The following is a 17,413-nucleotide window of genomic DNA, read 5'->3' on the forward strand; positions in this document are numbered from 1 at the left end:
TGATGGCTGGAGGCGATGATGGGGTCTAAAGCACGATTGGCCGGCAAGGTCGCACTGGGTCTGGGATTCGGTGTTTTGGGAGGCTGGTGCTGGGCCCTGGCCCCTGGCCTTTCAGTGGTTGCGGGCCGGAGAAAGCCCGTCGGTCTGTCCTTGCATCCCTACGCCCATAGGGGCCTGCACGACGCTGGCTCGGGGATGGAGACGGCCAATCCCAACCCTGGACAGACCGCCTACCTGCACCGTATCCATGACTGCCTGAAGATTGAATCCGATCGTCCCTCAGGCAGGCACGCCTCGGCCCAAGCCAAGTCCCCTCGGGTAGTGGCGCCTGAAAATTCTCTGGCTGCCTTCGAGGCGGCCTGCAGGGCCGGCTACGGGATTGAGCTGGATGTTCATCTCAGCCGGGACGGCCAGGTGGTGGTCATCCACGATGGAGACCTGCAGCGGATGGCTGGCGTCAACCGGGCAGTGGCGGACCTGACCTATGAGCAGCTGCAGAGGATTCCACTGTGCCCAAGCCCTGCCCAGGCTCTTGAGTCCGGGGAAGGAATTCCTGGCTCTGCCGACCACGATGGCGGTCCTGAAACGGAGGGCGGGGACGGGGGCCTCAACGATCCCGAGGCGCAGCATGTGCCTCTTCTGTCCGAGGTGCTCGCTCTGGTGGATGGCCGGGTGCCCCTGGTCGTCGAGATCAAGATGGACAGGGGCTTGGATCGGGAGCTCATGCGTCGGACCGATGCCCTCCTGTCCAGGTACCAGGGCCCCTATGTAATTGAGTCCTTCAACGTCCTGGCCCTTGCCTGGTATCGGGTTCACCACCCAGGCGTCACCAGGGGGCAACTGGTCGCCCCCTACCATGGCCGGGTGGACTCCCGCTCATCGGCCCTGCGCTGGATGGCCGGGTCCCTCCTCTTCAACTGGCTGGGGCGGCCGGACTTCGTGGCCTGCGAGTGGCACAGCGGGCACTCACTGCCCATGCGTCTCTATCGGTTCCTAGGTGGAACGCCCATTGCCTGGACCGTCCGCTCCGAGCATGCGCAGGAGGGGGCCAGTCCGGACTTTGATGGGATTATCTTCGAGTCGTATCTGCCTGAGAGCTGAACCAGCTATACAGGCCTGAGGCCGCGGCGGCCAGGCCTATCGCCCAGAGGGCCATGATCAGGAAGTAGCCGTAGGGGAGAGGCACGACGCTCATGTCCACCTGGCCGGACAACTGATGGAAGATGACGGCCAGTACCCCCGCCATGGCCAGGGCTGAAAGCAGGATGGCCGAAAGAGCATCGATTACTGACTCCCCAATCGAAGAGCAGACCAATGTTCCACGTGAAACACCGGCAGCCTGCATCCTTCGGTTCTCCTGGCGGCGCTCGTTGACTGCGATGGCGCATGCCTGGATCAGGAAGATGGCCGTCAGGACGATGGCCCCGTTGACCATCTGGGGCATGGCCCGCTGCACCTCCTGGGACCTTTGGATTTCGGAACGAATGTACTCCTTCTTGGTGCAGGCCTTGATGCCCTTCCTGTCCCATGAAGCATTGAGCTTATTGATCAGATCGTCTGTGCGAATTTCAGGGGCGGTCCTGGCCAGGGTGGTCGATCCGCTGTTGTCTGGCGCCAGCTGCAACAGGTCTGCATCCGTCATCAGGTATTGGCCCATCTGCCCTGTCGGGGTCATATCGACTACGGCGGTGATGGTCAGCGTATGGCCTTTGTCGTACCTGTCGATCAGAGTCAGCTTGCGTCCGATGGGGTTTTTCTCCTGAGCGCGGCCACTGGCAATAACGGCGATCTTGCCCGGCCCCAGATCCGCAGCGGAGCCCTCGATGAAGATTGGGCTAATGGTATTGACGCTCTTGCCTGCTTTGTTGACATGCATAGCCATGACGGAGGGTTCGCCATTGCCGCCGGTATCTTCCTTGTCTGCAGTTTTCCAGGATCCCTCGCTATAGGTGACGGCGGATTCGACGTCTGCAGTGGACCGAAGCTGGCGATCCAGGTCTCTTGGATCATTGCTCTCTGCAGTGATCATGGTTTCGGCAGCGACCGGCTTATACCGGCTTATGGCTTCTTGCGCCCAGCTGGACCGTACTAGGGCTATTATTCCGGTCACGATGACCAGCATCAGTATGATCGGCACTGCGACGGCGGTAGAGCTCCGGTTTTCCTTTCGTGCCCTTTGCCGTGCCAGGAGTCCTGCACCTCGGAAGGCCAGTTGGAAGGGGATGCCGATCAGGTTGGCGCAGGCCGGAACCAGGACAGGGGCCAGGGCGCCGATGATGACGAGCAAGCAGCCGGTTGAGGCCAGGATCTGGATTTCAATGTCCATGTCGTTGAAGCGGTGATAAATCATGGCCAGTCCTCCAGCCAGGCCAGCCAGGGCGATTATCAGGCGAAGAGGGCCGATTGACTTGGTTCCCGACCGATTCCCTGAGTCCTGCAAAGCCTCGATGGGAGAGATGGCGGTAATCCTTCTGGCAGCGAACCAGGTTCCTAAGAGGCCTGCCAGGAGTATCCCGGCGAAGGCGAGGACAATCCCCATGGGGTGGGGATGCGCGGTCATTTCTAGCGCTTCAAGGCCTGAGTTAATCAGGGACTTGGCGAATGCGGGCACCAGCAGGCATCCCGCCAAACTGCCCATGAGGGCGGCTAAGCCTACCGGAATCATGAATTCCAACAGGGAGATGAGTCTCACGGTCCTGGGAGAGGCGCCGGAAAGCCGCATCATGGCATACTCGCGACGACGGCGCTCGATCAGGAACCCCACGGAGGTGATGACCAGGAAGATGGAGACAAACCCGCATATGCAGGCGTACGTTATGGATATCAGTGCAGCGCCGTCTTGTAAGGACAGGGTCATAGCGCGGTCGTAGGAATTCATTGCGTGCGTATCCGGCATCCCGTCGCCCCTCCGAGCGGCAATGGCTACCTGGGCCCAGGCGCTGGTTAGGGCCGAAGCGGCCATGACCGCCAGGACCATGACCGTGTAGGAGGACCGATGCTCATGCAGAAAGGACTGCACCAGGGAGCCCAGTCCAGGAGTGCGTGCCTTGGTTCGACCTGCGGTTTGCGAGCCGCCCCCGCCCATCGGTCCTGGGGTCCTGGTTCCTGCCAGCGATCTACCTAGGGAAAGGGACTTGCCCTCCATGGTGTGCTCCTTTCTCGCCCTTGAATGCCGCTGTTCTTATTGCAACACCGGGCAAAGGCCCACTCAGGGTGTTTTCAGGGTCAGACCAGGGGAGAACCAGGGTGGCGATCAGCGATTAGGCACTCTCGTGCGAGAGGTGGGCAAGAGGACAGAGGGCGAGAGGGTGGAAGTCGAGGGATAGACGGTTGGGAGAATAGAGGTCGGGAGGATTACAGACATGATGACTGGTTCGCTAAGCTCCATGGCATTGCAGAGCTGGCAGTTTCTATAGCGACGACTTCATAGCGAACCTATCCTCGCTGACGGGGTAGGGGAGGGAAGCCTAGTCCATTTTGCACAGCATCCGACGGGACGGCCATCGAACACCGTTGAAAAAAGGACCCGAATCGTGCAGATTCGGGTCCTTGTCAGGTATGGGGTTCGTGCCCCGTCAGTTCGTTGGATCAGTCGATGACGCCGTAAAGGCGGTCGCCGGCATCGCCCAGGCCGGGCACAATGTAGGCGTGCTCGTTCAGTTTCTGATCGACTGCGCAGACCACCACCTTGAGGTTGATGGAGGGGTCCATCTCCTCCTTAAGGCGGTTCAGGCCCTCGGGAGCGGCCAGAATGTTGATGGAGGTCACGTCCTTGGCGCCGCGCTCGGCCAGGTATTTGGTGGCGGCGATCAGGGTGCCGCCGGTGGCCAGCATGGGATCCAGCAAGAAGCACTGACGGCCGGAGAGGTCCTCCGGCAGGCGGTTGGCGTAGGTGATGATGTCCAGGGTGTTCTCATCGCGCTTGAGGCCAAGGAATCCGACCTCGGCGGTGGGCAGCAGACGGGTCATGCCGTCAAGCATGCCCAGTCCGGCGCGCAGGATGGGAACCACCATGGGGCGCGGGGAGCAGAGCTTCTTGCCCACCATGGGAGCGACCGGGGTCTCGATTGGGTGGTCTTCGATGTCCAGATTTCGGGTGGCCTCATAGGCCTCAAGCATGACCAGTTCGCTGATCAGCTCGCGGAAGGTGTTGGAAGGGGTGTTTTTGTCCCGCAGTACGGTCAGCTTGTGCTCGATCAGCGGGTGTTCCAGTACGTGAAGTTCCATACCTCTCAGCGTAGCTCAGCGGGTCGGCTTCTGGTAGCGACCGGCAAGCCATGCTGCCTTCGATTTGGGAATGGAAATGAAAACGCCGAACCATGCAAGCGCCTGTCGGCGCAAACGCCGCTCGCAGCGGCAACAAACGGAGCCCGGGGCTTAGCCATGGTCCGGCGCAGTCCCCATTGTAGGGCATGCCGGAGTCTGATCTGTGCTCACGGCGCGCTTACGCTTCCGGCTTGAAAGGGCGGCGGGCTCTACTCCAGCCGTCCCCGCCGCCAGAGCGAGGCGCCCCGCATAAAGTCACGGGCTGTCTGATTGAGGGAGTTGACCGTGCGCTGTGCCGCGTCGACCTCCTTAGCTTCCTGACCGTCCAGCTGCCGGCTCTGGGCATCCCGGATGGTGGTCTTGATGCCGCGGGCGATCACGTCGCAGAAGGCTCCGGCCCGTTCCAGGGCTATGGCGAAGTCGCCTGTGAAGGCTCCGGAGAGGATGGAGTCGGCGGTTCGGATGATGTCGTCGGCCTCCGGGGCCTGGTCTACGCCGGCGATGGCTGATGCAGCGGTGTCGGTGGGTTCGCCCAGCCGCCACAGACGACTGATTCCGTCAGCGTCCTTACGCATCCAGCTGCGAAGCATGTAGAGCCGCCAAAGAATGCCGGGCAGGGAGTCGGGGTCGCTGTCGCTCCAGAGCTCGGCCACGACATCCACGCCTTCGCGGTCCACCAGGGTCAGAACCCGTTTTACTATGACGGGGTCGGCGCTGTGGTGGACCCGGTCCAGCAGGGAGGCTGCAGACACGTGGCTCATCTCGCTGATCTGCTGCGGATCCATGCCTCCGGAGAGCTGGTCGGCGATGGCCGGGTCCAGCTGGCCTGGGCGTGAGGGCCTGGATGCTCCGGTGCCGGATGCCACGAATCCCGTGCGGGAGGAGCGGATTGAGGATGAGCCGATTCTGGAGTTGCTGTCAGTAGACAATGGGAGTCACCTTCTGTATGTCGATGATGGTCGGATGATTGGGGTCGCCGGCCAGACTGAGGACGACGGCGTTGCCGGTGGGCATGAAAGGGGAGTCGTCGGGCAGCCGTTTGGACAGTGATCTACTGGAGCACAGCCCGCGAAGCTTTTCGAAGATGCCGCCCAGGACCGGACGATGCATGCAGATCATAGTGGTTCTGTTGCCTGTCAGCAGGTCGGCCATCTGCCTGTCCAACCAGCTGTGGGCCTGTTCGGGGCGTCGGTGGTAGGCGGACTCCGTCAGGCAGGCCACCATCTCCATGGGCAGGCCTACCTCGTCGGCGTAGGGTCGCAATGTCTGCACACAACGGATCCAGGGTGAGGACAGGAGGCGGTCGGGCGCGAAGCAGGCCAGCTCCCTAGCCAGGGCGTAGGAGGTGCCGGCGCCTTTGGGGGTCAGAGGACGATTCGCGTCCTTGCCTGTCCACTCCTTCCGTGCCACTGCCTTGCCGTGGCGGACGATGATCAGCTGACGGGCCCGGATGCCGCCCTGCTCCACCCGATCCACGAAGGTGTCCAGTATGGTTCTGTCGCTGGGGTGGGTCAATAGTTTGCGGGCGTCGGAGGCTCCGACCCATCGTATCTGGTCGACTTCCCTGGAATCAGGCCGGTGGATGGGCCCTAGCAGCGCGCTCTGACCGGCGGCGTGTTCCGGGTCGGTCGATGTGGCCATCCAGTAGCAGATATGTTTGAGTCTGCCGCCCTTGCCGCCCCGGCGTCGGCCCTCGTTGTTCAGCGGATATTCGGCATCCCCTAGGTATGGCCCCAGCCGGACAAGACAGCCTGTCTCCTCGCCGACCTCGCGCACGGCCGCCCGCATGTGGGTCTCACGATTCTCCAGCTTGCCCTTGGGCCAGCTCCAATCGTCGTACTTGGGACGATGAACCAGGCAGAGCTCCAGCTCATCAAGGTCGGAGCGTGGGCTGGCTCCTGGGGCTGCTCGGCCGTCGTCGCTGAATTTCATCCAGCCCTGGAAGCTTGTGCGCCACCGGTAGAGGATGGCTCCGGCTGCCTCGACCGTCCTGCTCATGGCCGGATGCCATCCCGATCATCCACCTCGGCGGCGGACCTGCCGGCCTGGAGGCGCATCATCATCGCCTGGCCCTGGGGGTTCGGGCGTGACGGTCGATCAGGTACTCCTGCGAGTCGACCAAAGGCCGGCCCTGGTCATCCCGGCTGTGGCGCACGTAGGTGCCGTCGGGCTGCATGTGCCAGGAACTGGTGGTGTCAGCCATCTGCAGATCCACATAGTCGATCAGCCCCTGCACCTGCTCGGGGGCAGTGATCCGGACCAGCGCCTCCACACGGCGGTCCAGGTTGCGGTGCATCAGGTCGGCAGAGCCTATCCAGACTTCTGGACCGGCGAGGGGGCCCTCGCCGATCTGGGGGCCCTGGGAGTTGGCGAAGGCGAAGATACGGCTGTGCTCCAGGAACCGTCCCAGGATGGAGTGGACTCGGATGTTCTCACTCAGCCCGGGCACGCCTGGCTTCAGGGCGCAGATGCCGCGCTCCACGATGTCGATGCGGACCCCCGCCTGGCTGGCCCGGTAGAGGGCGTCGATGATCTTTTCGTCCACCAAGGAGTTGACCTTGATTCGTATCCATGCAGGCTTGCCGTTCAGGGCAGTCTCTTCCTCGCGGGCGATCCGCTGCAGCAGCCCGGAGCGGACCGTGCGCGGGGCTACCAATAGGCGGTGGAAGGATGACTTGGGCGCATAGCCTGACAGCTGGTTGAAAAGCCGTGTCAGGTCCTGTCCCACCACCGGGTCACAGGTGAGCAGACCCAGGTCGGTGTACTGGCGGGCGGTCTTGGGGTTGTAGTTGCCGGTGCCTACGTGGCAGTAACGACGCAGGCCGTCCTGCTCCTGACGGACCACCAGGGAAAGTTTGCAGTGGGTCTTGAGTCCCACGATCCCGTAGACCACATGGACGCCGGCTCGTTCCAGCTGACGGGCCCAGGCGATGTTGGCCTCCTCGTCGAACCGGGCCTTGATCTCGACCAGGGCCAGAACCTGCTTGCCGGCGTGTGCGGCATCCACCAAGGCATTGATGATGGGCGAGTTGCCCGAGGTCCGGTAGAGGGTCTGCTTGATGGCCAGCACTCGCGGATCGGCCGCCGCCTGCTCCAGGAAGGCCTGAACCGAGGTGGAGAAGGAGTCATAGGGGTGGTGAAGGAGGATGTCATGCTCGCGGATGGCAGCGAAGATGTCCTGGGCCTGGCTGGATTCCACCTCGGCTATCTGCCGGTTGGTGGTGGGAATGAAGGGGCGAAACTTGAGGTCGGCCCGGTCGATGGACTGCAGCTCGAACAGGACCGTGCAGTCCAAGGGTGCGGGCAGTCGATAGACCTCCTCCTGGTTGACCCGGAGCTTGCTGGCCAGCAGCTGTGAGAGGAAGGGAGAAGCGGAGTCGGAAATCTCCAGGCGGATGGGCGGTCCGAACCGACGCTGCAGCAGCTCCTTCTCCATGGCGTTGAGCAGATTTTCGGCGTCGTCCTCTTCTACGTCAATGTCTTCGTTGCGGGTGACGCGGAAGGAGCGGGCCTCCTTGATGATCATGCCTGGGAAGAGGTATTCCAAGTGGGCGATGATCAGGTTCTCCATGGTGATGAACCCGTAGCGCTCCTCCCGGCCCTCCTCGTCGGTCAGATCGTCCACAGGAACCAGGCGGGAGAGATTGTCGGGAATCTTGACGCGGGCGAAGTGGGTCTTGCCTGAGGTCGGGTTCTCCACCAAGACCGCCAGATTCAGGGAGTTGCCTGAGATATAGGGGAAGGGGTGGGCCGGGTCGACGGCCAGCGGGGTCAGGACCGGAAAGACCTGGTTGCGGAAGAAGTTGGTGAGCCGTTCCTGTTCCTGGCTGCTCAGCTGTGTCCAGCTCAGCAGGATGATGCTTTCGGCGGCCAGATCCGGCAGAATGTGGTTGATGACATAGTGGGCATGCTCGTCCTGCAGCTTGTGCGCCTGCTCGGAGATGGCCCTCAGTTGTTGACGGGGGCTCATTCCGCTGGCGGCCGTCACAGCGATGCCGGTGTCCACGCGACGCTTCAGACCCGCCACGCGGACCATGAAGAACTCATCAAGGTTGCTGGCGAAGATGGCAGCGAAGTTGGCGCGTTCCAGCAGGGGCACGCTCTCGTCTTCGGCCAGCTCAAGCACGCGTTTGTTGAACTTGAGCCAGCTCAGCTCCCGGTCGAAATAGCGATCCTCAGGCAAGGGCGAGACCGGGTGATCCGAGTGCCTGGATACATGCCGTGCCTGGCCGTCGGTCTCGGCAATATGCTCCGCGATCTGGCTGCGTAGCAAGGCCTTGGAGGGTGCGTCAAATTTCTGAACCATACCATAGCACTCTATTCGCAGGTGCCGTCCTCTGCAATCGTCGATAACGCTTGTGGATAAATAGGAACGGCCCCCCGCAGGAGGCCGTTCCCACAAGGTCGATCCGGATGGAATCTCTGCACAACATCATCGTTGCAACGGTCAAGTCTTATACACCCGTTCAACGTATCGGTCCTAGTGGCCATACACTTTGTGGGCTTCCTCGTTCTCGAACCGTCCTTGTATATGCCATTATGCCAGTTTTCAGGCCGTTGGCAAGCATGACTGGCAGTTGGGGCGAAGCAAGTAATCGGCTTGGTCTTTTGTGCGATTGCGTGCATTACGGCGGGCTGAATACGCCAAGTTTGGAGGAATCTGTTGCTTCCCTGTGATCATCTGTGGCCTTTCATAGGTGTGGGCTCAAAAATGCTGCAGTTTCAGGCGTGTCGTAATCTCGATGGATTTATGCACAGTGAGGGTGAAGCGATGTGGAAACATGGGGTCATTCGACCACATAAGCTCTGGGGACTGGTGCTGATGCCAGGGGGCGGGTGTACTGGGAGCCATGACTGGAATGAGCATAGGTAGACCGCCGACGATGATACAAGGCGGCATGAAAGGGCGAGCGCCCGAATGGACTCCACGCTTTTTTAATTCAGTCGGGTTGTCTCCGGAACACCGACCAGGAAGAGTGGCGGGCGCGGCCCGACAGTTTGATTTTCCGGGATCCTCAGGATCAGGTCGCCTGCAAGACGAGGATGCCGTTCGATTCAAGCAACCCATCCTGTCCGATCGGCGGAGTGTAGGTAAAGATGCTGAACATGAGTCCGTCGTGGCCGGTCTGGTCTTTCTCTCGGCCTCGGGAGGAATTGGGCTGACAACCATGACGGCTCTGATGGGCAAACAGCTCCGAGACATGGCCTTGTCATGCGCTCTGGTGGATCTGGACCTGGACGGCGGAGGGATGGATGTCCTGGTCGGCGTCGAGGGAGCGCCTGGTATGCGGCTTGGGCGAATCCACGCGCCCTTAGGCCGGGTGGATCCTCAGGCACTCCGTGAAGAATTGCCGACTTGGGATGGCATCCCGCTGCTCAGCAACGATCCTTGGAGTGCCCCGCCACAGGGCTGGTGGGATCTGGATGCGGCAGTCAGCGCAATGGCTGGATTTGCTGATCTCTTGCTGATCGATGCCGGTCGGGGCCGGGGTCTGGGTAATCTGCGCTCGCTGAAAGGGCTGCCATCGCTGTTGATGGTGGACATGACCGTGCTGGGCCTTGCACGGGCGAAGGCGCTTCTCCATGCTCTGAACGGCCGGAGCAATGCTGGTGATCGAGCCCAAGACAGTCCATTGATTTCATGTAGGCCCCCCATGGCTCTGATTGGAATGATGCCCACACCGCACCGGGTCAGTCATGGCGTCGACCCGGAGCAGGCGGAGGATTTTCTGGGCCGATCGGTGGACGTGGTTCTTAAGCCGCAACAGAAGCTGTCGGCATCCGTTCTGGATGGGCGTGGCCTCGAACGGGTGCCGCGTGCTTATGCCCGGGCCCTTCATCCCCTGGTTGAGCGGATCGCAGGAATGATCGTCGTAGGGGAAAGAAGAGAAGAACGGATCTCTTCTCGCGGATCGGTTCGGTCCGGGGCTGTCAAATGATCATAGGAAGCGGGGAAAGCAATGAAGGTCGATTCTCTGACGACGATTCCGATCAGCCGCCCACTTTCGGATACTTGGATGGGCTGACGAACGATCCTGCGGTGACTGACATCGCAGTGACCGGGCAGGGCAATGTCTGGATCGACCAAGGCGCGGGCATGGAGGAGGTCCTGCTTCGGCCTGGATTCGCAGGCCCTCGAGCTGTGAGGGACTTTGCCGTGCAGTTATGCGCTCAGCTGGGACGTCGCCTGGACGATGCCCGGCCCATGGCTGACGCTTCCAGCAGGGAGGGGATCAGAGTCCACGCCGTGCTGGCCCCACTTGTTCCCGAGGGTGCCGCCATTTCCATCAGACTGCCCAACAGACACCCGCCAAGTCTGGAGGAGCTGGCTGCTGCCGGGCTGTGTCCCGCCAGCTGGCTCTTCATCCTTCGGGCGCTGGTGGTCAATCGGGCCAGCATTCTAGTGACTGGTGGCACGGGTGCAGGTAAGACCACACTCCTACGGGCCCTGCTAGGCATGTGTCCACGGGAGCAGCGGCTGGTCGTCGTGGAGGAGGTGCGTGAACTGGGTCGTATCGCCGGCCATGGGAATATGGTTTCCTTGGCTGTCAGAGAATCCAACGTCGAAGGGGCGGGGGGTGTTGGGCTGGTCGATCTGGTGAAAGCCACATTGCGCATGCGGCCCGATCGGATCATCCTGGGCGAGTGTCGTGGCGAGGAGATAGCTGATCTGCTGCGGGCTTTCAATTCCGGTCATAGGGGCGGCATGGCAACGCTGCATGCCGACAATGTGGAACGCGTTCCCGCCAGGCTGGCGACTCTGGGGTTGCTGGCTGGGTTGCAGCCGAGGGCCCTGGCTGCTCTGGCGCAGGGGGCGTTCGATGCTGTTATCCATCTGGAACGTTCCGGCGGCCATAGACATATCGCTCAAATTGGCCGACTGACAACTGCAGCTGATGGCCGGCTTCTTGGGGAGGCCGTCTGTACATGGACAGGCCGAGGGGCCGCTACGTATGGAACGGCCTGGTCAACGTTCGCCAGGCGGTGGGGCATTGTGACCAGCGCCCCGGCGAGCGTTCCGTAGTTGAGGTGAATTATGCATGACGAGACTGCAGCCTGGCTGGCTGCAATGTTGACGGCCATTGCTTTTCTGGCCTTGCTTCCGCCGAGCGGCAGCGTGGCCGCACGGCTGAAGGCCATGTCAATCAGGCCCTCTGCACAGTCGGATCGGCCTGGCTTGGCGGTGCTGGTCACTTCCCTGCTGGCCTATGTCGACAATGGAGGCGGTCTGGTAGAGGCTTTCGAGGAGGCATCCGGGCGGCGGTTCGCCACCCAGGAGGTCACGCGGGAACGTGTGATGGCCATGCTGGAGAACCGGTGCCTGCCTCAGGAACGGGGGCCGACTCTGACGATTATGGCCCAGGCTCTGATGGCCTGTTATGGTCTCAGCGCCATCCTGGGCTGCCGGGCTTCTGATGGGCTGCGGACTGTGGCAGCTATGCAGAGGCGGCGGGCGGCACTGGATGAGGCGCGAGAAAAAGCCTTTGCTGTGCCTAGGGCCACGATCCGCCTCCTGTCAACCTTGCCGGTGCTGACCATCATCATGGGAGAGTTCATGGGTGCGCGACCGTTCTCCTTCCTATGCCGCCCAGGCTTGGGAACCATATGTCTGATCCTTGGGGCGGCCTTCTATGTTTTTGGTCTGGTTTGGATGCATCTGCTGATGAACGATCTGGGCAGGGAGGATCTATGGATCTGAAACCACTGATTGCCGCTCTGTCGACCATAGTGGCCTTGCTGCTGATGGAATCCGACGGCCAGAGTGAGCGATTAGCCCATGAGCAGGTCTCCACGCCGTCCTTGAGCCTGGTATTGGCCTTGTTGGGAGTCGCTGTTCGTCAGGGGGCCTCCCTGCCTAGGGCCCTGGGTGTGGTTGGTGGACTGCTGCCAGGTCCTTATGGGCTTCGGATGGTTCGCGTGGCTCACCTGCTCGGACGCGGCAACGGATGGGATTTGTCCTGGTCGGGAGCGATCGGGGATCCTGATTATGGGCAGTCCATGCAGGTCCTGGCTGACTGTCTGGAGCCGTCCTGGCGTTTGGGATCATCACCTCTGACGCGTATCGAGACGACCCTGCGCCAGCTGGATTACCATGCCCGCAGCGTGCTGGCCCGGGCTACAGCGGCGATAACCGTCAGGCTGCTGGTGCCGACCGGACTGTGCATTCTGCCGGCCTTCGTGCTGATCGGAGTCATCCCCTGCATTGCGGCCTTCGTAGGCCGGATTTCCTGAGGGCATGGAGTCCATGCTGACAGAGTTGTCCACAGGCTCCCGATGCAGGTCCACTCGTCCACATGCATCCGATAAGGCGACCGAGGCCGACCGGAACGGGCACAGTGAAAGGTACCGGATGCCGATTCCCTGAGGAACGGCCATTCGCCGGGGCGGGGAAGACAAGGAAAGGCAAAGGTGAGAACGATGACATATTCACAGGAGGTTGCGACGGTCTTCCATCTGCAGACCAGACAGGCAGGAGGGCAATTGGTGCCAACTGAGACATGGCCTGCTGCAGGTGCCGGGTCCTGGTGGCTGCAAAGAATGAGGCAGCGCTCCAACCGGTTCATAACGGCTTTGTATGTTCGCATCAGCCAAGCTATGGACTCTGCAGCGAGTGCCCTGCGTGCGCGTATGGGTGTGGTGCTGGCCAGACCTGAATCGGGGGCCATCACTGCCGAATACGCCGTGATCATGGTGGCAGCTGCCACGCTGGCCGGTGTATTGCTGGCCATTGTCAAATCCTCTTCCACGCGCACTCTGTTGATGGGTTTGGTGAAGAAGGCGCTCAGTGCCGTTGGCTGAAAGACGGTCCGAGTGGAGACGACGGTGGCGATCCGACAGCGGCACGGTAACGGCCGAGTTCGCCATCGTGCTTCCCGCTGTCATGGTTCTGGCTCTCTTACTGCTGACGCTGACTCAGACGATCAGAACCGGCATGGTTTGTCAGGATGCGGCTAATGCGGCTGCCAGAGACCTGATCGTCACCCGGGGCAAGGACGATCCCCAAGGGCTGGTGCACCGGATGGCCGGTCCGCATACTCAAGTGAAGTTGAGCCCATCGGCCGGACAGACGGCAGTCAGGGTGTCATGCCCAGTGGTTTCCGGCCCGATGGGCGTGCTGCCTGCACAGGTCCATGGCGATGCCGTGGCCATATTGGAGGAATGAGTCATGCTCGGACATGTCAGGAGGACGCGCGCGGAGCGTACCGGTTCATGGCTAGGGGGTTCGGATCCTGGATCTGGTACGGTTCTGGGCATCATGCTGATGGCTCTGGTTGGTCTGGGTCTGGTTCTGGCGGCCCTGCTGGGCAATCTCATGATCTGTCAAGCACATGCACGCACCGGTGCCGATGTCTCGGCTCTGGCTGCAGCTTCTGCCCTGGACGAAGGGCAGGCGCAACCCTGTACTCTGGCCTCCCGGGTCGCCCGTCTCAACCGCGGGGTTCTGACAGACTGCCAGGTGGATGGACGCGACGTGAAAGTCTCGGTGGGGGTAGATACCGGAGTCTCGATGATGCCGCGTCTGGTCCAGTCGGCCCGGGCAGGGCCTGAGCCCTGTGAATGAGAACAGGAAGCGTGGTCGGAAGCCTTCGGAAGGAAAGCGAACGTGTCTAAAGAAATGGATAGCCTTGAACCATGGCACTAGCACTCTATCGGCGGTATCGGCCTGACACTTTTGACGGCATCATCGGTCAGAAGCAGGTCACGGTGCCCCTTACCCGAGCTCTGGATGAGAACCGGCTGACCCATGCCTACCTGTTCTCCGGTCCCAGGGGATGTGGAAAGACCAGCAGTGCCCGGATTTTCGCCCGCTGTGTCAACTGCGCCAAGGGACCGACCAGCCATCCCTGCGGCGAATGCGACAGCTGCAGGGATCTGGCTACCGGAGGCCCCGGTTCCATCGACGTGGTGGAGATTGACGCCGCCAGCCATAATGGCGTCGACGATGCAAGGGAGCTCAGGGAGCGGGCAGGCTTTGCCCCTGTGCGTGACCGCTACAAGATCTTCATTTTGGATGAGGCTCATATGGTCACCCAGCAAGGATTCAACGCCCTGCTGAAAATCGTCGAAGAACCGCCGGAACACGTCATGTTCATCTTCGCCACCACAGAGCCGGAGAAGGTGATCGGCACTATCCGCTCCCGCACCCACCATTACCCCTTCCGTCTCGTGCCCCAGGAAGTCATGGGGCCTTATCTCGAGGGCATCTGCGAAAAAGAGGGCATCAAGGCCGAACCCGGTGTCCTCAAGCTGGCCATGCGGGCTGGAGGCGGATCGGTGCGTGACACCCTTTCTGTATTGGACCAGCTCATGGTAGGCGCTGACGAGCACACCATCACCTATGATGCGGCTGTAGCTCTGCTGGGGTTCACTCCTGCCACACTGATCGGCGAAGCTGTGGATACGCTGATCGACCACGATGGTGCTGGCCTCTACGGGGTCATTCAAAAGGTTGTCGTCGGCGGGTTCGAGCCCCAGCGCTTCGTTGAGGATCTGCTGGCCCATGTCCGCGACCTGCTGGTTCTCAAACTGGCGGGGGACCGGGCTGAAAGCGTGCTGAGCGAAGATGGCGACGACGACCAGGTGGCCGATCTGCGTCGGCAGGCGGATGCTTTGGATCTGCAGGTCCTGACCAGAATGGCCGACATCATCAACGATGCGCTGGCGGGAATGAACGGGGCCACCTCGCCCAGGATGCGCTTGGAGCTGCTGGCCGCCAGGCTGCTGGCAATTGGCTGCGAACCTATGGAGCAAGCAACGGTTGCAGGGGGAGCTTCCATCGGTGGTGCGGCCCCGGCGCCCGCCCGCAGCGGGTTCATTGGCGCTGACAGGTCTCAGCAGAACGGTCGGCCGTCCAGAGCACCCCAATCTGGTCGTGCTGACGGTGCTGATCGCCCCGAACAGCCTGGCGGGGCGGGTTCGTCGTCTGCTGCGACATCCGCTACCTTTGCCGGGTCTCAGAACATAGCAGGTTCCCATTCCGATTCTCCAGCTGAGGGAAGGCAAGAAGGCGAAGGGCGGCCTGATCATTCCGGCTCTGCCCAACTCGAGCGCAAGGAAGTCCCCTCCTCGCCGGCTCGACAGCCGGTGGCGCAGCGTGATACTTCGCGCGGACCGGGAACAGAGATCCCGACCGGCACAGAGCTGGACAAGCGCTGGGATGCACTGGTGGCTGCCCTGCCGGATGAAGTACGCCAGTATGTGGTGCGGGATCGTGTGCCTACCGTGGCCATGAAAGCAGACCCATCGGGCCGCCAGCGATTGTCTATGACCTTTGACCGTCCACTCAGCCAGCATGCTTTCGCCATGGCTGTGGCTGCGCAGTCGGTTGACGGGGAGACCAAGGTGCCACGTATCGTCATGGTCCGCGCTCGCCAGGAGTTCGGACAGTCCACCATGATCGCTCCATCGGGGACGGCTGCCAACGGCGAGACTGTGGAGTCCGTCAACAGGATGTCTCCCCAGCGTCGTGCAGAGGTCAAAAAGGAGGTGGCGCTAGCGCGAGCCGGTTTGGCCACCATGAACCTTGGAGCGGCGGTTATGCCTCATGCGGCCACGGAACAGGGGCATGCCCCTCGGGAGATGACGGCATCTGCTGGTCATGAGGGTGGGACTGGAGCATCGGCATCGGAGGGGAGGTCCACCTCTGGAGAAGCTGCAGGAGACGGGAACTCCGACGACGCTCACCACCCAGTCGGCAGTCCGGTCCAGTCGTCTCCGCAACCGTTGCCGTCGGCGGGCTTTGGCTCCACTGCTTCGACGGTATTGCCAGACGATGATCCCTGGGCCCACCCCATGCCAGCGACACATGCGCCGCAAAAGGTCTGGCAGCCCGGTAAGGGCAGCGACGGTTCCAATGGCCAGAAAGACCATGAGTCCAAAAAGGTGGCCCTGCCGGACATGACCGATGACACGGATCCCTGGGCTGTGCCCGATTCCGGGACCAGCGCCGCAGTCTCTGCAGAGTCCTCCAACAGTCAAGGCCATGAAGCTTCTCAGTCGGTAGATTCATCCGGTCAGGGAGGTGTCTCGAGCGCCACCTCGGCTCCGACATTGGGAACTGGATCGGTTTCCGGTGAAGGGGCCATGGCGACTGGCGCATCAACCTTGTCGGATACGCAGAGCGACGATCACGGTTCCGATGCTGTCGGTGGCTCGGATGGCCCCCAGACAATGGCAAAGGTTGCTGGAGCTGAGGGCAGGAGAGTGCCAGCAGGCTTCGCTAGTCCGGCCTCCAGTGGTTCCGGTCAGGACGGGGCCTCGTCTGCTGCGGTTTCCTCCCAGGCCTTAAGGCCGTCAGTGGATCCTGAGGACGATGTCTATTCCATGGACGATGCCAGACTCGGGGCGGACAATGCCATGAACCAGGATGAACTGACCAAATTGTTTGACGTGACCAAGGTGGAGGACTTTGCTGCTGACGATCCCCAGAATCCGATCAACGTCCAAAAGCGCCGGCAGGAACAGGCGCAGCGACAGGGAGGTGAATGATGGCTGCTACCTATGATGGAGCCATTCAAGAGCTGATCGATGCTTTTGCGCAACTGCCGGGCATCGGTCCCAAGGGTGCGCAGCGCATCGCCTTCTACATTCTGGGAGCCGATCGGCGTAGCGCTCAGGATTTGGCCGATGCTATCGTCGCTGCCAAGGAGAAGGTTCGGTTTTGCGAGATCTGTGGCAATGTCTGCGAGACCAGCCCATGCCCTATCTGCCAGGATCCGCGTCGTGACCGCAGCATCATCTGCGTCGTCGAGGAACCCAAGGATGTCATGAGCATTGAGCGGACCGGAGAATATCGGGGCCTTTATCATGTCTTGGGCGGGGCCATCGACCCCATGTCCAACGTCGGTCCTGGCGATCTGCGCATTCCCGAGCTCTTGAAGCGGTTGGGCACGGATCAGGTCAAGGAGGTCATGCTGGCCTTGGATCCCAACATTGAAGGCGAGGCCACCACCACCTACCTGGGACGGCTGCTGGGCCCTCTGGATCTGCGGGTCACCAGGCTGGCCAGCGGTCTGCCTGTCGGCAGCGATCTGGAATATGCCGACGAGATCACCCTTGGCCGGGCAATATCCGGCCGTCGCGATCTGTAAGGCCTGCGGTCACTGATTAGCGGCTTCCCTGGCTGCCGTCAATGTTCCGCATATTG

The 17,413-nt window shown here is 61.7% G+C and carries 15 protein-coding genes; 10 read left to right on the forward strand and 5 right to left on the reverse strand.

The genetic code is table 11. From position 1 onward, the window contains the following. Positions 1 to 18: 18 nt before the first annotated feature. Positions 19 to 1,101 carry a glycerophosphodiester phosphodiesterase family protein gene (locus AC0AII_RS00260; protein WP_490445700.1) on the forward strand — a complete coding sequence of 361 codons (1,083 nt, stop codon included), beginning with the start codon at positions 19 to 21 and terminating at the stop codon, positions 1,099 to 1,101. On the opposite strand, the gene AC0AII_RS00265 is transcribed toward AC0AII_RS00260, so the two are convergent. The 5 genes from AC0AII_RS00265 to AC0AII_RS00285 all read right to left on the reverse strand — a co-directional run bounded on the left by AC0AII_RS00265 (position 1,070) and on the right by AC0AII_RS00285 (position 8,572). Beyond that, positions 1,070 to 3,145, reverse strand: a complete 2,076-nt coding sequence (locus AC0AII_RS00265; RefSeq protein ID WP_490445701.1) for an ABC transporter permease — start codon at positions 3,143 to 3,145, stop codon at positions 1,070 to 1,072. The genes AC0AII_RS00260 and AC0AII_RS00265 overlap by 32 nt on opposite strands. Before the next feature lie 443 nt (positions 3,146 to 3,588). Continuing rightward, positions 3,589 to 4,227, reverse strand: coding sequence for a uracil phosphoribosyltransferase (gene upp, locus AC0AII_RS00270; protein ID WP_015022561.1), 639 nt, complete (start codon positions 4,225 to 4,227; stop codon positions 3,589 to 3,591). 248 nt (positions 4,228 to 4,475) lie between these two features. Continuing rightward, positions 4,476 to 5,171, reverse strand: coding sequence for a hypothetical protein (locus AC0AII_RS00275; protein ID WP_024626983.1), 696 nt, complete (start codon positions 5,169 to 5,171; stop codon positions 4,476 to 4,478). Positions 5,172 to 5,184: 13 nt separating this feature from the next. Continuing rightward, positions 5,185 to 6,264, reverse strand: a complete 1,080-nt coding sequence (locus AC0AII_RS00280; protein ID WP_490445702.1) for an NUDIX hydrolase — start codon at positions 6,262 to 6,264, stop codon at positions 5,185 to 5,187. A gap of 61 nt (positions 6,265 to 6,325) precedes the next feature. Then, positions 6,326 to 8,572 (reverse strand): RNA degradosome polyphosphate kinase, encoded by a 2,247-nt coding sequence (locus AC0AII_RS00285; RefSeq protein WP_144084917.1) that lies wholly within the window; start codon positions 8,570 to 8,572, stop codon positions 6,326 to 6,328. A gap of 811 nt (positions 8,573 to 9,383) precedes the next feature. Between AC0AII_RS00285 and AC0AII_RS00290 the strand changes: the two genes are divergently transcribed. The 9 genes from AC0AII_RS00290 (at position 9,384) to recR (ending at position 17,357) form a co-directional block, all read left to right on the forward strand. Next, a complete protein-coding gene (locus AC0AII_RS00290) occupies positions 9,384 to 10,205 on the forward strand; it encodes a CpaE/TadZ family protein (RefSeq protein ID WP_490445703.1) in 822 nt (273 codons plus the stop codon). Next, a complete protein-coding gene (locus AC0AII_RS00295; RefSeq protein ID WP_490445704.1) occupies positions 10,202 to 11,290 on the forward strand; it encodes a TadA family conjugal transfer-associated ATPase in 1,089 nt (362 codons plus the stop codon). Before AC0AII_RS00290 ends, AC0AII_RS00295 begins: the two co-directional genes overlap by 4 nt. 12 nt (positions 11,291 to 11,302) lie before the next feature. After that, positions 11,303 to 11,965 carry a type II secretion system F family protein gene (locus AC0AII_RS00300; protein WP_490445705.1) on the forward strand — a complete coding sequence of 221 codons (663 nt, stop codon included), beginning with the start codon at positions 11,303 to 11,305 and terminating at the stop codon, positions 11,963 to 11,965. Then, positions 11,956 to 12,498, forward strand: coding sequence for a type II secretion system F family protein (locus AC0AII_RS00305; protein ID WP_490445706.1), 543 nt, complete (start codon positions 11,956 to 11,958; stop codon positions 12,496 to 12,498). The genes AC0AII_RS00300 and AC0AII_RS00305 overlap by 10 nt, the downstream gene beginning before the upstream one ends. Positions 12,499 to 12,684: 186 nt before the next feature. Further along, positions 12,685 to 13,065 carry a DUF4244 domain-containing protein gene (locus tag AC0AII_RS00310; protein WP_490445707.1) on the forward strand — a complete coding sequence of 127 codons (381 nt, stop codon included), beginning with the start codon at positions 12,685 to 12,687 and terminating at the stop codon, positions 13,063 to 13,065. Further along, the gene (locus AC0AII_RS00315) at positions 13,058 to 13,429 is read left to right on the forward strand and encodes a TadE family type IV pilus minor pilin (protein ID WP_490445708.1); all 372 of its coding nucleotides are present in this window, start codon (positions 13,058 to 13,060) and stop codon (positions 13,427 to 13,429) included. The genes AC0AII_RS00310 and AC0AII_RS00315 overlap by 8 nt, the downstream gene beginning before the upstream one ends. A 3-nt stretch (positions 13,430 to 13,432) precedes the next feature. Next, complete coding sequence (locus AC0AII_RS00320; protein ID WP_490445709.1) at positions 13,433 to 13,828, forward strand: Rv3654c family TadE-like protein; 396 nt, start codon at positions 13,433 to 13,435, stop codon at positions 13,826 to 13,828. A 71-nt stretch (positions 13,829 to 13,899) separates the two neighbouring features. Beyond that, positions 13,900 to 16,755, forward strand: a complete 2,856-nt coding sequence (gene dnaX, locus AC0AII_RS00325; RefSeq protein WP_490445710.1) for a DNA polymerase III subunit gamma/tau — start codon at positions 13,900 to 13,902, stop codon at positions 16,753 to 16,755. Then, entirely contained in the window at positions 16,755 to 17,357 is a 603-nt protein-coding gene (recR, locus tag AC0AII_RS00330; RefSeq protein ID WP_015022549.1) for a recombination mediator RecR, read from the forward strand. Before dnaX ends, recR begins: the two co-directional genes overlap by 1 nt. Positions 17,358 to 17,413: the final 56 nt, after the last annotated feature.

Source organism: Bifidobacterium sp. VU/mBH4 (B4) (assembly GCF_058199535.1).

Excerpts from the sequence above, each read along its gene's own strand:
- AC0AII_RS00300 (WP_490445705.1), top strand. The coding sequence starts at position 11,303 with ATGCATGACGAGACTGCAGCCTGGCTGGCTGCAATGTTGACGGCCATT.
- AC0AII_RS00305 (WP_490445706.1), top strand. The coding sequence starts at position 11,956 with ATGGATCTGAAACCACTGATTGCCGCTCTGTCGACCATAGTGGCCTTG.
- dnaX (WP_490445710.1), top strand. The coding sequence starts at position 13,900 with ATGGCACTAGCACTCTATCGGCGGTATCGGCCTGACACTTTTGACGGC.
- recR (WP_015022549.1), top strand. The coding sequence starts at position 16,755 with ATGGCTGCTACCTATGATGGAGCCATTCAAGAGCTGATCGATGCTTTT.
- AC0AII_RS00295 (WP_490445704.1), top strand. The coding sequence starts at position 10,202 with ATGATCATAGGAAGCGGGGAAAGCAATGAAGGTCGATTCTCTGACGAC.
- AC0AII_RS00320 (WP_490445709.1), top strand. The coding sequence starts at position 13,433 with ATGCTCGGACATGTCAGGAGGACGCGCGCGGAGCGTACCGGTTCATGG.
- upp (WP_015022561.1), bottom strand. The coding sequence starts at position 4,227 with ATGGAACTTCACGTACTGGAACACCCGCTGATCGAGCACAAGCTGACC.
- AC0AII_RS00285 (WP_144084917.1), bottom strand. The coding sequence starts at position 8,572 with ATGGTTCAGAAATTTGACGCACCCTCCAAGGCCTTGCTACGCAGCCAG.
- AC0AII_RS00260 (WP_490445700.1), top strand. The coding sequence starts at position 19 with ATGGGGTCTAAAGCACGATTGGCCGGCAAGGTCGCACTGGGTCTGGGA.
- AC0AII_RS00310 (WP_490445707.1), top strand. The coding sequence starts at position 12,685 with ATGACATATTCACAGGAGGTTGCGACGGTCTTCCATCTGCAGACCAGA.
- AC0AII_RS00280 (WP_490445702.1), bottom strand. The coding sequence starts at position 6,264 with ATGAGCAGGACGGTCGAGGCAGCCGGAGCCATCCTCTACCGGTGGCGC.
- AC0AII_RS00265 (WP_490445701.1), bottom strand. The coding sequence starts at position 3,145 with ATGGAGGGCAAGTCCCTTTCCCTAGGTAGATCGCTGGCAGGAACCAGG.